Here is a 12,953-nt window from a genome sequence, read left to right as displayed (position 1 = left end):
TCAATCTGGGCGTGGAAGGCATGATGTTGATGGGCGCCGTCAGTGGTTACGCGGTCACTGCCGTCACCGGTAGTCCGTGGCTCGGCGTGCTCGCGGCGATTGCGGCCGGGCTCGCCATGTCACTGTTGTTCGGCTTTCTCACGCTGACCATGCTGGCCAATCAGGTTGCCACCGGTCTTTCGCTGACGATCTTCGGCATTGGCTTGTCGGCTTATGTCGGCAAGCCCTATACGTCCGCGGCCGTGCGCGCGTCGATCGACACGTGGACGATTCCGCTGCTCTCGAAGATTCCGGTGCTTGGGCCCGCATTCTTTAGTCTCACGCCGCTCGATTACCTCGCCTTCATCATGTTCGGTGTGGTGGGCTGGTTTCTCTATCGCACCCGCGCTGGCCTCGTGCTGCGCTCGGTGGGCGAGTCGCCGCAGGTGGCGCATTCGGTGGGCTTCCCTGTGATCGGCGTGCGTTACGGCGCCGTTGCATTCGGCGGCGGCATGGCGGGTCTGGCCGGTGGCTATTACTCGATCGTCAATCTGCATCTGTGGCAGGAGCAACTCACCTCCGGCCGCGGCTGGATCGCGCTCGCGCTGGTGGTGTTCTCGACATGGCGCCCGGGGCGTCTGCTGATCGGCGCGCTGCTGTTCGGTGCAGTGACCGGCCTGCAGTTCTATGCGCAAGCGATCGGCGTGCCTGTGCCCACCCAGTTTCTCGCGATGCTGCCGTATGTCGCCACGATCGTGGTGCTGGTGTTGATCTCGCGCAATCCGAACACGATCCGCCTGAACGCGCCGGCCTCGCTCGGCAAGCCGTTCTTCGCGGCGGGCTAGGGGGGCCAGTAGGCCATGCGCTCGAGTTTCAAATCAGGTTTCAGATTCACTCCATACGTAGCATGCACAAACCCGCTTCACGGCTTGAACGAATCAATCACACGACAGGAGAAAACATGAAGAGAAGAAATCTGCTGACTGCCGCGGCGCTGGGTACGCTTTCGCTCAGTCTCGGCGTCACGCTGACGCAATCGGCGCAGGCGGCCGACGTGCCCGGCGTGGCATTCGTCTACCTCGGCAACCCGGGGGATGCCGGCTGGACCTATGCGCACGATCAGGGCTCGAAGGAGGTCGAGGCCAAGTTCGGCAGCAAGATCAAGGTAACGCGCGTGGAGAACGTGCCGGAATCGGCCGACTCGGAGCGCGTGTTCCGCGATCTGGCGAACAAGGGCAACAAGATCATCATTGGTTCGAGCTTCGGCTATCAGGATTTCGAACTGAAGGTTGCGAAGGATTTCCCGGACACCGTGTTCCTGCACGCCACCGGCTACAAGAAGGCGCCGAACTTCGGCACCTATGACGTACGGATGTATCAGGGCGCATACCTCGCCGGCGTGGCCGCGGGCTACGTGACGAAAACCAATACGCTCGGCTTTGTGGCCTCGGTGCCGATTCCCGAAGTGATCCGCAACATCAACGCATACACGCTCGGCGCGCGTTCGGTGAATCCGAAGGTCCACACCAAGGTCATCTGGATCAATAGCTGGTTCGATCCGGGCAAGGAAAAGCAGGCCGCGGAAACGCTGATCGGGCAAGGCGCCGACGTGCTGCTGCAGAACACCGATTCGAGCGCCACGCTGGCAACGGCTTCGGAAAAGCACGTGCATGCGTTCGGCTGGGATTCGGACATGAAGAAGTTCGGTCCTGACGCGCACCTGGGTTCGGTGGTCGGCAACTGGGGCGTGTACTACACCGCGGTGGTCCAGCAGGTGCTGGACGGCAAGTGGAAGAACGATCCGGTGTGGTGGGGTATTCCGCAGAAGGCCGTCAGCCTGGATGATCTGAACACATCGGCGATTCCGGCCAACGCGCTGAAGGATGTCGCGGCGAAGCGCGACCAGATTGCGAGCGGCAAGTGGGATGTGTTCGCCGGTCCGATCAAGGATCAGACGGGCAACGTGACGGTGCCGGCCGGCAAGACGCTGGGCGATCCGGAACTGCAGCGTCTGAACTGGTATGTGGAAGGCGTGGACGGCGACTTGCCGAAGTAATCGCCATGCACCTTGGCGGGTCGCGCGGCCGGGCGATTGCCCCCGCCGCGTGCCGGCTAGCGCAAACAGTCGACCAGGCGGTGGTTTAGCAGCCGCTGCTTTAAAGGGCTGCGTCCTCGCGGGCGCAGCTTTTTTTCCTTATTCGATACGCAGACCGACCTTGATGGTCACCTGCCAGTGCACGACCTTGTCATCTTCGATATGGCCCCGCGTTTCGGTTACTTCGAACCAATGTAGATTGCGCAGGGTCTTGGACGCTTTTGCAATGGCGGTGCGAACCGCATCGTCGCTTGATTTCTCAGATGATCCGGTCAGTTCGATCTGCTTGTATACGTGGTCTTTCATCATCTCCTCCTTCATCTTCAGGTTAGTGAAAAAAGTATAGGCAATCGTGCCCCATGCGCATTGCCGAGTCATGGCGCACGCGGCGTGCCCGGTGCGTGGCGGGGTTTACAGGCGGTAAAAGCGGCCGGATGCGGGCTAACATCTTGATAACCTGCTAAAATGTTGGGTTGTTCGCCGCAAATTTATTCAAAGGACGCGCCGTGCTGTCTACCGCAAATATCACCATGCAATTCGGGCCAAAGCCCCTCTTCGAGAACATCTCCGTCAAATTCGGGGGAGGGAACCGCTATGGCCTGATTGGTGCGAACGGCTGCGGCAAATCGACCTTCATGAAGATTCTGGGCAGCGATCTGGAGCCGAGTTCGGGCAACGTGATGCTCGAACCGAATGTGCGTCTGGGCAAGCTGCGCCAGGACCAGTTCGCCTACGAAGACGTACGCGTGCTCGACGTCGTGATGATGGGCCACGCCGAAATGTGGGCCGCCATGACGGAGCGCGACGCGATCTACGCGAATCCGGACGCCACCGACGACGACTATATGCACGCCGCCGAACTCGAAGCGAAGTTTGCCGAGTACGACGGTTACACGGCCGAAGCGCGCGCGGGCGAACTGTTGCTCGGCATCGGCATTGCGATCGAAGACCACAACGGCCCGATGAGCAACGTGGCGCCGGGCTGGAAGCTGCGCGTGCTTCTCGCCCAGGCTCTGTTCTCGAAGCCAGACGTGCTGCTGCTGGACGAGCCGACCAACAACCTGGACATTAACTCGATCCGTTGGCTGGAAGACGTGCTCAACCAGTACAACTCGACGATGATCATCATCTCGCACGATCGACATTTCCTGAACCAGGTCTGCACCCACATGGCAGACATGGACTACGGCACGTTGAAGGTCTATCCGGGCAACTACGACGACTACATGCTGGCCAGCACGCAGGCCCGCGAGCGTCAGCAGAACGCCAACGCGAAGGCGAAGGAACGCGTCGCCGACCTGCAGGACTTCGTGCGCCGCTTCTCGGCGAACAAGTCGAAAGCCCGTCAGGCGACCAGCCGTATGAAGATGATCGACAAGATCAAGATCGAGGAATTCAAGCCCTCGTCGCGGCAGAACCCGTTCATCCGCTTCGAATACGAGAAGAAGCTGCATAACATCGCCGTGGTGGCCGACACCATCACCAAGAAGTATGAGCGTACGATTTTCAGCAACTTGAGCATCAGCGTGCAGCCGGGCGAGCGCATTGCCATCATCGGGCAGAACGGCGCTGGCAAGACCACGCTGCTGCGTTCGCTGCAAGGTGGCGTCAAGACTGAGCACGGTACGGTGAAGTGGGCCGAAAACGCAAATCTCGGTTACATGCCGCAGGACACGTACGAAGAGTTTCCGGACGATGTCACGCTGATGGACTGGATCGACGGGTACCGCCAGGAAGGCGACGACGAGCAGATGGTGCGTGGCACGCTGGGCCGTCTGCTGTTCAATGCAGACGACATCCGCAAGTCTGTGAAGGTGCTCTCGGGCGGCGAGAAGGGCCGCATGATCTGGGGCAAGCTGATGCTGGGCCGCCACAACGTGCTGCTGATGGACGAACCGACCAACCACATGGACATGGAGTCGATCGAATCGCTGCAGATCGCGCTCGATAAATACGAAGGTACGCTGATTTTCGTATCGCACGACCGTGAGTTTGTCAGCGGCCTCGCCAACCGGATTATCGAAGTGCGCACGGATGGCACGGTGTATGACTTCGGTGGGAATTACGAGGATTTCCTGGCTAGCCAGGGCGTGCAGTAAGAGGCGCTTGCCGCTTTATGATGTAACTCGCGTTGTAGCCATCCTGATCCGATGATGGGTACAACGCGATTCCTGCAGTAACGCGATTCGATCGCGCCTCACTCTCCCCCAGCTTTCCTTTCTTCTATCTCCCACGAATGCCCGGTACCTTGCCGGCAATCAGGTCGCTGCTCGCTGTCTACCCTCTTGTTCGGGCGTGCCGTTCCCGCCTCCACAAAAATTGACATCCGCTCTGCACTTTCCTTGGCGAAGATCAAATTTCGCCTGAGCTTTCACTCGTAGAATCCGGCGGCGTACGCATTTAACTGCGTGGGTTGCGTGTTGCGAAGGTGCAGCGGATTTCAGGGGTGGCTCAATGAAAAGCAGGAAAATATGATGAACAAGGGAGTCCTTAACAACAGGGTATGGATACCCTTGGGGGGCGCGCTGGCAGCAAGCCTTTCCGGCTGCAGCACGCTCGATGTGCTCGATCCAAAAGGCAGCATTGGCGTAGCGGAGAAATCGCTGATCGGCACAGCGACCTACACGATGCTGATTGTCGTGGTGCCGGTCATCCTGATGACCCTCTGGTTCGCCTGGCGCTACCGAGCCAGCAACCGCCGCGCGACCTACGCACCGAAATGGGCGCATTCCACGGCGATCGAAGTCGTGATCTGGACCGTGCCGTCCATCATCATCCTGTGCCTCGGGGTGCTGACGTGGAAGACCACGCACGAACTCGACCCCTACAAGCCCATCGAATCGGCGGTGAAACCGATCAACGTCGAAGTCGTGGCGCTCGACTGGAAGTGGCTTTTCATCTATCCGGATCTCGGCATTGCGTCGGTCAATCAACTGGCTTTCCCAGTGGGTACGCCCGTTAATTTCCTGATCACGTCGGACTCGGTCATGAACTCGTTCTTCATTCCGCGCCTGGGCAGCCAGATCTACGCCATGGCTGGCATGCAGACGCAGTTGCACCTCGTCGCGGACGAGGCCGGCGACTACGCCGGCGTCTCAGCCAATTTCAGCGGCAAGGGCTTTTCCGACATGAAGTTCCGGGCGCTTGCCACCAACCCCGAGCAATTCAATGCGTGGGTGGAAAAGATCAAGGCGTCGGCCGGCCGGCTCGACATGAACGAATACAACACGATGGCGCAGCCCAGCGAGAAGGAGCCCGTGCGCTACTTCTCATCGGTCGATCCGAAGCTGTTCCACAACATCATTGCGAAGTACAACAACGGCAACGTTCTCGATCTGCAGAACAGCAATTGCAGTACGAAGGGGTAACACATGTTCGGAAAACTGACACTTTCGGCGATTCCGTTCGATCAGCCCATCATCATGGGCGCGGGCGCCCTGATGGCGGTCCTCGTCCTTGCCACGCTCTGTGCGTTGACGTGGTTCGGCAAATGGAAATGGCTGTGGAGCGAATGGCTCACCAGCGTCGATCACAAGCGGATCGGCGTCATGTATATCGTGGTGGCCGTATTGATGCTGCTGCGCGGCTTTGCCGACGCGGTCATGATGCGCGTGCAACTGGCGCTCGCCTATCACTCGCCGGGCTATCTGCCACCGCATCACTACGACCAGATCTTCACGGCGCATGGCGTCATCATGATCTTCTTCATGGCGATGGCGCTGATGGTAGGCCTGTTCAATCTGATCGTGCCGCTGCAGATCGGCGCGCGCGACGTCGCGTTCCCGTTCCTGAACTCGCTCAGCTTCTGGATGACCGCGATCAGCGCGATCCTGATCAACCTGTCGCTAGTAATCGGCGAGTTTGCGCAGGTCGGCTGGCTCGCGTATCCGCCGCTCTCCGAATTGCAGCTCAGTCCGGGTGTGGGGGTGGATTACTATATCTGGAGTTTGCAACTGTCGGGCGTGGGCACGTTGATCACGGGCATCAACTTCTTTGTTACCATCATCCGGATGCGCGCGCCCGGCATGTCGCTGATGAAGATGCCGGTGTTCACGTGGACCGCGCTGTGCTCGAACGTGCTGATCATGGCGACGTTCCCGATCCTGACCATCGCGCTTGCGCTGCTCGGTCTGGACCGTTATCTCGGCATGCACTTCTTCACGAATGACGGCGGCGGCAACGCGATGATGTATCTGAACCTGATCTGGGCCTGGGGTCACCCCGAGGTCTACATTCTGGTTCTGCCTGCCTTCGGCATCTATTCGGAAGTAATCGCGACCTTCGCGAAGAAACCGCTGTTCGGCTACCGGACGATGGTCTATGCCACGTGCGTGATCACGGTGCTGGCGTTCCTCGTCTGGCTGCATCACTTCTTCACGATGGGCTCCGGCGCGGACGTCAATGCCTTCTTCGGCATTATGACCATGGTCATTGCCATTCCGACTGGCGTGAAGATATTCAACTGGCTGTTCACGATCTATCGTGGCCGCCTCGAATTCACCACCCCGGTGCTATGGACAATCGGCTTCATGATCACCTTCACGATTGGTGGCATGACCGGCGTGATGATGGCTATCCCCGGTGCGGACTTCGTCCTGCACAACAGCCTGTTTCTGATCGCCCACTTCCATAACGCCATCATCGGCGGCGTGGTGTTCGGTTATCTGGCCGGGGTTCACTACTGGTTCCCGAAAGTGTTCGGCATCAAGCTGAACGAGAGGCTCGGCAAGGCCGCTTTCTGGCTCTGGTTCGTCGGCTTCTATGTGTCGTTCATGCCGCTCTATGTGCTCGGCTTCATGGGCATGACGCGGCGCCTGAACCACTATGACAACCCGGCATGGCATCCGTGGCTGATCGCCGCCGCTTGCGGTGTGGTGTTTATTGCGCTGGGTGTGGTTTGCCAGGTTCTGCAGGTGATCGTCAGCGTGCGCAATCGCAAGCTGCCCGAATACCGCGACGTGACGGGCGATCCGTGGGACGGCCGGACGCTCGAATGGGCCACGGCGTCGCCGCCGCCGGTCTACAACTTTGCCACGATCCCTGTGGTGCATGAGCTCGACGCGTTCACGCATATGAAGGAAACCGGACACGGTCTCGGCAAGGAAGCGGCGTACCGCGACATTCATATGCCGTCGAATACGAGTGCGGGTCTCTTGATCGGCATCTTCAGCCTGTTGTTGGGCTTCGCGGGAGTCTGGCACATCACGTGGCTCGCCGTGGCAGCGTTGGTCGCCATCATGGCGACCGTGATCGGGCGCAGCTTCGGCGACAACGACGGCTACATCATCCCGGCCGAGACGGTCCGGAAGATTGAAGAGCGGGGCGGTAGGGCAAGCGAAACGAAGCATGAAGAGCGGCTTGCCGCTGTGGAGGTCAACTGATGTCACAGACAACTCATCTTGCCGCGGCCGGCGAGCTGGAAAGCGAGCACGCGCCCTCTCATTCAGTGTTCGGGTTCTGGCTTTACCTGATGACCGACTGCGTGCTGTTCGCCTCGCTATTCGCGGTGTTTGCCATGATGGCGCACCAGTTCGCAGGCGGCCCCACCGGAAAGGATCTGTTCGATATCCCGGGCGTCGCGCTGGAGACGGCCGTGCTGCTGTTGAGCAGTATCACCTACGGCTTCGCCATGCTCGGTGCGCACAAGCGCAAGTCGGGCGTCGTGCTCGGGTGGCTGGCGATTACCTTTGTGCTCGGTCTGGCGTTTCTCTGGTTCGAAGTGCAGGAATTCTCGCACCTGATCGCCGAAGGCGCCGGGCCGAGCCGCAGCGCGTTCCTTTCCTCGTTCTTCACACTGGTCGGCACGCACGGCTTGCACGTCACGGTGGGCCTCATCTGGATGGTGGTGCTCGCCGTGCAAATTGTCCTCAAGCCTGAAATGTCCGAGCGCGAGATCACGCGCCTCGCGTGCCTGAGTCTCTTCTGGCACTTTCTCGACATCGTGTGGATCTGCGTATTTTCGTTTGTCTACCTTGGGAGCGTGCTCTAAATGGCTCATACGCAATCGCTTCATGAAGAAGAATCGCACGGCAGCGTATCCGGCTACGTCGCCGGGTTTGTGCTGGCGGTGCTGCTGACGGCTGCGTCGTTCGGTCTGGTCGTGCGCGGTGTTCTCCCGCCGCAGACAGCAATGGTCGCGCTAGCCGTATTGGCGTTGGTGCAGATCGTGGTTCATCTGGTGTTTTTTCTGCACCTGAATACGTCGTCCGGGCAACGATGGAATGTGATGGCGTTTTGCTACACCGCGGTCGCTGCGATCATTCTGATCGGCGGCACGATGTGGGTGATGCATAACGTCAGCATGAACATGATGTCGCGGTAGTTGGCGCGAGCCTTTCATGACAGACCTCATGCACTCATCTCATTCCTTTGCCCCGCTGGTGATCCGCGGCCGCACGCTGTTGCCAATCGTCCAGGGCGGCATGGGCGTCGGCATTTCCGCCCACCGGCTCGCCGGCAGCGTAGCCCGCGAGGGCGCGCTTGGCACGATCGCCAGCATCGATCTGCGTCACCATCACGCCGATCTGGTGGAGGTGTGCCGCGCCAACCCCAACCGTGCGACGCTCGAGGCTGCCAATCTCACGGCGCTGGCGCGCGAGATCCACGCAGCCCGCGCCTTGAGCGAAGGGCGGGGCATGATTGCCGTCAACGTGATGAAGGCGGTCAATGCCCAAGCGGACTATGTGCGGGTCGCCTGCGAAAGCGGCGCGGATGCGATCGTGATGGGTGCCGGTCTGCCGCTCGACTTGTCCGATATGACGCGAGACCACGATATCGCCTTGATCCCGATTCTGTCCGACGCCCGCGGCATTGCGCTCGTGCTCAAGAAGTGGATGAAGAAGGGGCGCTTGCCCGACGCGATCGTGATCGAGCATCCGGCGCACGCCGGTGGCCATCTTGGCGTAACGAACCTGGCGGACATGCGGGACGGGCGCTTCGACTTCGCGAGGGTGTTCGAGGAACTGGAGACGGTGTTTGCGTCGCTTGGCTTGAGCCGGCAGGATGTGCCGCTGATCGTCGCGGGCGGCATCAATAGCCATGAGGCCGTGCGGACCTGGCTGACGGCGGGCGCGAACGGTGTGCAGCTTGGTACGCCGTTCGCTGTCACGGAAGAGGGCGACGCGCACCCCAACTTCAAGCGTGTGCTGGCCGAGGCGGCGCCTGAGGATATCGTCGAATTCGTCAGCGTCACGGGGCTGCCGGCGCGCGCCGTGAAAACGCCCTGGCTGATGCGTTATCTGCGCAACGAAACCCGCATTCGCGACAAGATCGGCACGCTCAGGAGCGCCTGTCCCACGGCGCTCGAATGCCTGAGCGTGTGCGGTCTGCGTGATGGCATCGAAAAGTTCGGGCACTTCTGTATCGACACGCGACTCGCCGCGGCGCTGCGTGGCGATGTGGCCAATGGACTGTTCTTCCGCGGCCGCGAGGCGTTGCCGTTTGGCACGGCCATTCGCAGCGTTCGCGACCTGATCGAGTTGCTGTTGACCGGTTCGGCGCGACCGGCTGTCGCAGGACGATGGACGTATTCGCTCAGTTGACGCCTGTCAACACGGCGCGGGCGCCAAGCTTCGACAATCCCCGCAACGATCAACCAAACGGGGAACAGCATGAAGTACAGCATCAGAAATCGAATCAAAGCCGCGGTCATCGCGCCGTGCGTGCTGGGCATGGGGCTCGCAGCGTCTCAGGCCCGCGCGGAGGGCGACGACGCGATGAACGGCATCCATGCGGGCGACGTGCTCGTGCGTTTGCGGGCCATAAGCATCATTCCGAACGTGTCCGCGAACAACACCTTGTCGGCGCTGAACGTGAACGTCAACAATGCGATCGTGCCGGAACTGGATCTGACCTATATGATCCGCGACTATCTGGGTGTCGAACTGATTCTGGGGACATCGCGTCACCAGGTGACATCGAGCCTCGGCAATCTGGGCGGCGTGAACGTGCTGCCGCCCACCCTGCTGCTGCAATATCACTTCAACCACCAGGGGCGCATCCGGCCGTACCTGGGCGCAGGCGTGAACTACACGTATTTCTACAACAACGGGCTGAACCTGAATGGTCAGCCGATTTCGATCACCAACCACAGCTTCGGGCCGGCCGTGCAAGCGGGCGTCGACGTGCAGATCACGAAGTCCCTGTTCGTCAATGCGGACATCAAGAAAATCTGGATGAGAACCGACGCGTCGCTCGGCGGGGCATCGCTGGGCAGGCTGGACATCGATCCAGTCGTGGTGGGACTCGGTGTCGGGATGCGCTTCTGATGACGCCGCCGGGATTTCCCGGCGTTTTTTCATGCCGCGCCCGGTTCTTCCAGAACCGTCACGAGCCGGGCAGTCTCGCTGTCACAGCTTGTCGTATTTGAAACGCATAGCGGTGCCTTCCTGTTCGATGCGCACCCACACCGCGCGTTTTTCCTCATCGCTCAGGAAAACCCAGTTCGAAACCTCGATGGCCGTGCGCCCGCAGCCCTTGCAGACTTCGTCGAAGAGCGTAGAGCAGACGCCGATGCACGGGCTGTCTGGAAGAGCGTGGAGATTCGAGGCCATTCAAAACCTTGGGACGGGAAGCAGGAAGGTCCTGCTATGTTAACCGATGCGGCGGATTCCCTCTGAGCGGACCATCGTACCGCCGCCCGTGACATCGCCGCTTCCTCGCGCCACACTTCCTTACAAATAGACTTCATTTGCTGTCAAAACCCGTGCACGGGAAACGACTCGCGGGCGGTCTTTTTTTCCCGGTGGACAGGCGGCCATAACCCGCTAAAATTGCGCGCAATTTTGTATCGAACGAACAAGCTGGCGCGCTCGCGCGAACCGTCTGCGCTGTACCCTTTGCGCGACAGCTTCGCGGTTTTTTTGAAGCGGGCAATAATTAGTGGTAGTTTTCGGGTTTTTCAGGGGAGCCGCGGGCGGTGCGCCGCGGCACGTGGAGTAGACGGTCGGCCGAGGCCGACGGATCGGAGAACGGGATGAAAAAACTGGTAGTGCGTCAACTCGCAGCGCTGATGCTGTGTGCTACGCCGTGGCTCACGGCTGGCGCAAAAGATACGCAATTGAACGTGTATAACTGGTCTGACTACATCGCCAAGGACACGATCCCGAACTTCACCAAGCAGACCGGTGTTCAGGTCAAATACGACAACTACGACAGCGACGACACGCTGCAGGCCAAATTGCTGACCGGCAATTCCGGCTATGACATCGTGGTGCCGACCAGCAACTACGCCGGCAAACAGATTGCCGCGGGCATTTTCGCTCCGTTGGACAAATCGAAGCTGCCTAACCAGAAATACCTCGATCCCTCGCTGATGGCGCTCGTCGCCGGCGCCGATCCGGGCAACAAATACGCCGATCCGTGGGCCTACGGCACGACGGGTCTCGGTTACAACGTCACCAAAGTCCAGCAGATCCTCGGCAAGAACGTCCCGCTCGACAACTGGGACATTCTGTTCAAACCCGAAAACATCTCGAAACTGAAGGCGTGTGGCGTCTCGGTGCTCGACGCTCCTGACCAGATGTTCGCGGCGGCGCTGCATTACATCGGCAAGGATCCGATGAGCACGAACCCGGCTGACTATCACGCTGCGCTCGACATGCTGAAGAAGATCCGCCCGTACATCACGCAGTTCAACTCGTCGGGCTACATCAACGACCTCGTCGGCGGCGACGTCTGCTTTGCCTATGGCTGGTCGGGCGACGTGGTGATCGCGAAGCACCGCGCGGTCGAGGCGAAGAAGCCGTACAAGATCGAGTATTACATTCCGAAGGGTGGCGCGCCGGTCTGGTTCGACGTAATGGCGATTCCGAAGGACGCGAAGAACAAGGAAGCCGCGCTCGAGTGGATCAACTACATTGAGACGCCACAGGTCCACGCCGCGATCACCAACGAGGTCTACTACCCGAGCGCGAACCTCGAAGCGCGCAAGTATGTCGACAAGGACGTAGCGAACGACCCGGCTGTCTATCCGCCGCCTGAAGTCATCAAGACGCTGTTCCTGCTCAAGCCGCTGCCGCCGGAGATCCAGCGACTGCAGACCCGGCTCTGGACTGAATTCAAGTCCGGCCGTTAAAGTCTGCGGATTGAATGGTCGATAGCAAGGCATGTTCACCAAGCCCCCGGCGTTCACCGGGGGCTTTGTTCGTCAAATGCAGGAGCGAAGTACCACATTATGAGCAGTGACCAGTCGGGTGTGCTGGCGGCGGCCGGCATGCCGCCTCCGGGCAGCTATGCCGCTGCGGGCGATGCAGCGGAAAACTTCGTGCAGATCGTCGATGTCGTCAAGAAGTTTGGCGAGACGGTTGCGGTCAAGCAGGTCAGCCTGTCGGTGAAGAAGGGCGAGCTGTTCGCTTTATTGGGCAGTTCCGGTTGCGGCAAGTCCACGCTGTTGCGCATGCTGGCGGGGCTCGAGACCGTGACGTCGGGCAAGATTCTGATCGACGGCGAGGACCTCGCGCAGATGCCGCCGTATCGTCGGCCGATCAACATGATGTTCCAGTCGTATGCGCTGTTTCCGCACATGACGGTCGAGGCGAACGTGGCCTTTGGCCTGAAGCAGGAGGGCGTGCCGAAGGCCGAACTGCAGGAGCGCGTGCAGACGGTGCTTGATCTCGTGCAGATGGGGCGTTTTACCAAGCGCAAGCCCCATCAGCTTTCAGGCGGCCAGCAGCAGCGGGTGGCGCTCGCGCGTAGCCTGGTCAAGCGGCCCAAGCTGTTGCTGCTCGACGAGCCGATGTCCGCACTCGACAAACAGATTCGCCAGCGCACCCAGATCGAGCTGGTCAACATCCTCGACAAGGTCGGCGTCACCTGCATCATGGTCACTCACGATCAGGAAGAGGCGATGACGATGGCGGCCCGGCTAGCGGTGATGAGC

13 protein-coding genes are annotated in these 12,953 nt (G+C 60.2%); 11 read left to right on the top strand and 2 right to left on the bottom strand.

Annotated features, from left to right (window positions below; genetic code table 11):
• The coding region (locus M0954_RS09280) for an ABC transporter permease (protein WP_297352784.1) at positions 1-824 on the top strand (824 nt) is incomplete at its 5' end.
• Between the two features lie 116 nt (positions 825-940).
• Complete coding sequence (locus tag M0954_RS09275) at positions 941-2,035, top strand: BMP family ABC transporter substrate-binding protein (RefSeq protein WP_297352782.1); 1,095 nt, start codon at positions 941-943, stop codon at positions 2,033-2,035.
• A 138-nt stretch (positions 2,036-2,173) separates the two neighbouring features.
• Here M0954_RS09275 and M0954_RS09270 read toward each other — a convergent pair whose 3' ends face one another.
• Entirely contained in the window at positions 2,174-2,380 is a 207-nt protein-coding gene (locus tag M0954_RS09270) for a dodecin (RefSeq protein ID WP_122155046.1), read from the bottom strand.
• A 200-nt stretch (positions 2,381-2,580) separates the two neighbouring features.
• Between M0954_RS09270 and M0954_RS09265 the strand changes: the two genes are divergently transcribed.
• From M0954_RS09265 to M0954_RS09235, 7 genes are all read left to right on the top strand, one after another.
• Entirely contained in the window at positions 2,581-4,173 is a 1,593-nt protein-coding gene (locus M0954_RS09265; RefSeq protein ID WP_123387709.1) for an ABC-F family ATPase, read from the top strand.
• 372 nt (positions 4,174-4,545) lie between these two features.
• Entirely contained in the window at positions 4,546-5,442 is an 897-nt protein-coding gene (gene cyoA, locus M0954_RS09260; protein ID WP_123387708.1) for a ubiquinol oxidase subunit II, read from the top strand.
• 3 nt (positions 5,443-5,445) lie between these two features.
• Entirely contained in the window at positions 5,446-7,455 is a 2,010-nt protein-coding gene (gene cyoB / locus M0954_RS09255; RefSeq protein ID WP_297352780.1) for a cytochrome o ubiquinol oxidase subunit I, read from the top strand.
• The gene (cyoC, locus tag M0954_RS09250; RefSeq protein ID WP_297352779.1) at positions 7,455-8,063 is read left to right on the top strand and encodes a cytochrome o ubiquinol oxidase subunit III; all 609 of its coding nucleotides are present in this window, start codon (positions 7,455-7,457) and stop codon (positions 8,061-8,063) included. Before cyoB ends, cyoC begins: the two co-directional genes overlap by 1 nt.
• Positions 8,064-8,396 carry a cytochrome o ubiquinol oxidase subunit IV gene (gene cyoD, locus M0954_RS09245; protein WP_122155042.1) on the top strand — a complete coding sequence of 111 codons (333 nt, stop codon included), beginning with the start codon at positions 8,064-8,066 and terminating at the stop codon, positions 8,394-8,396. It abuts the gene before it with no gap.
• Between the two features lie 28 nt (positions 8,397-8,424).
• Entirely contained in the window at positions 8,425-9,615 is a 1,191-nt protein-coding gene (locus tag M0954_RS09240) for a nitronate monooxygenase family protein (RefSeq protein WP_297352777.1), read from the top strand.
• Between the two features lie 69 nt (positions 9,616-9,684).
• Complete coding sequence (locus tag M0954_RS09235) at positions 9,685-10,341, top strand: OmpW family outer membrane protein (protein ID WP_297352775.1); 657 nt, start codon at positions 9,685-9,687, stop codon at positions 10,339-10,341.
• A gap of 81 nt (positions 10,342-10,422) precedes the next feature.
• Here the strand turns inward: M0954_RS09235 and M0954_RS09230 are convergent, their stop codons facing one another.
• A complete protein-coding gene (locus M0954_RS09230) occupies positions 10,423-10,626 on the bottom strand; it encodes a DUF1289 domain-containing protein (protein ID WP_122155040.1) in 204 nt (67 codons plus the stop codon).
• A gap of 422 nt (positions 10,627-11,048) precedes the next feature.
• On the opposite strand from M0954_RS09230, the gene M0954_RS09225 reads away from it, so the two are divergent.
• Positions 11,049-12,149 carry a polyamine ABC transporter substrate-binding protein gene (locus M0954_RS09225; RefSeq protein ID WP_122155039.1) on the top strand — a complete coding sequence of 367 codons (1,101 nt, stop codon included), beginning with the start codon at positions 11,049-11,051 and terminating at the stop codon, positions 12,147-12,149.
• A 138-nt stretch (positions 12,150-12,287) separates the two neighbouring features.
• Positions 12,288-12,953 (top strand): ABC transporter ATP-binding protein (locus M0954_RS09220; protein ID WP_297352786.1); only part of this gene is annotated, 666 nt, incomplete at its 3' end.

Source organism: Paraburkholderia sp. (assembly GCF_026225065.1).
In the GTDB taxonomy this organism is placed as follows: domain Bacteria; phylum Pseudomonadota; class Gammaproteobacteria; order Burkholderiales; family Burkholderiaceae; genus Paraburkholderia.
The sequence above is the reverse complement of the archived record's forward strand: the minus strand, read 5'-3'. Positions and strand labels throughout refer to the sequence as shown.

What these genes read in the sequence shown, in the direction of transcription:
- M0954_RS09275 (WP_297352782.1), top strand. Translation starts at nt 941, where the DNA reads ATGAAGAGAAGAAATCTGCTGACTGCCGCGGCGCTGGGTACGCTTTCG.
- M0954_RS09270 (WP_122155046.1), bottom strand. Translation starts at nt 2,380, where the DNA reads ATGAAAGACCACGTATACAAGCAGATCGAACTGACCGGATCATCTGAG.
- cyoA (WP_123387708.1), top strand. Translation starts at nt 4,546, where the DNA reads ATGATGAACAAGGGAGTCCTTAACAACAGGGTATGGATACCCTTGGGG.
- cyoB (WP_297352780.1), top strand. Translation starts at nt 5,446, where the DNA reads ATGTTCGGAAAACTGACACTTTCGGCGATTCCGTTCGATCAGCCCATC.
- cyoC (WP_297352779.1), top strand. Translation starts at nt 7,455, where the DNA reads ATGTCACAGACAACTCATCTTGCCGCGGCCGGCGAGCTGGAAAGCGAG.
- cyoD (WP_122155042.1), top strand. Translation starts at nt 8,064, where the DNA reads ATGGCTCATACGCAATCGCTTCATGAAGAAGAATCGCACGGCAGCGTA.
- M0954_RS09240 (WP_297352777.1), top strand. Translation starts at nt 8,425, where the DNA reads ATGCACTCATCTCATTCCTTTGCCCCGCTGGTGATCCGCGGCCGCACG.
- M0954_RS09235 (WP_297352775.1), top strand. Translation starts at nt 9,685, where the DNA reads ATGAAGTACAGCATCAGAAATCGAATCAAAGCCGCGGTCATCGCGCCG.
- M0954_RS09230 (WP_122155040.1), bottom strand. Translation starts at nt 10,626, where the DNA reads ATGGCCTCGAATCTCCACGCTCTTCCAGACAGCCCGTGCATCGGCGTC.
- M0954_RS09225 (WP_122155039.1), top strand. Translation starts at nt 11,049, where the DNA reads ATGAAAAAACTGGTAGTGCGTCAACTCGCAGCGCTGATGCTGTGTGCT.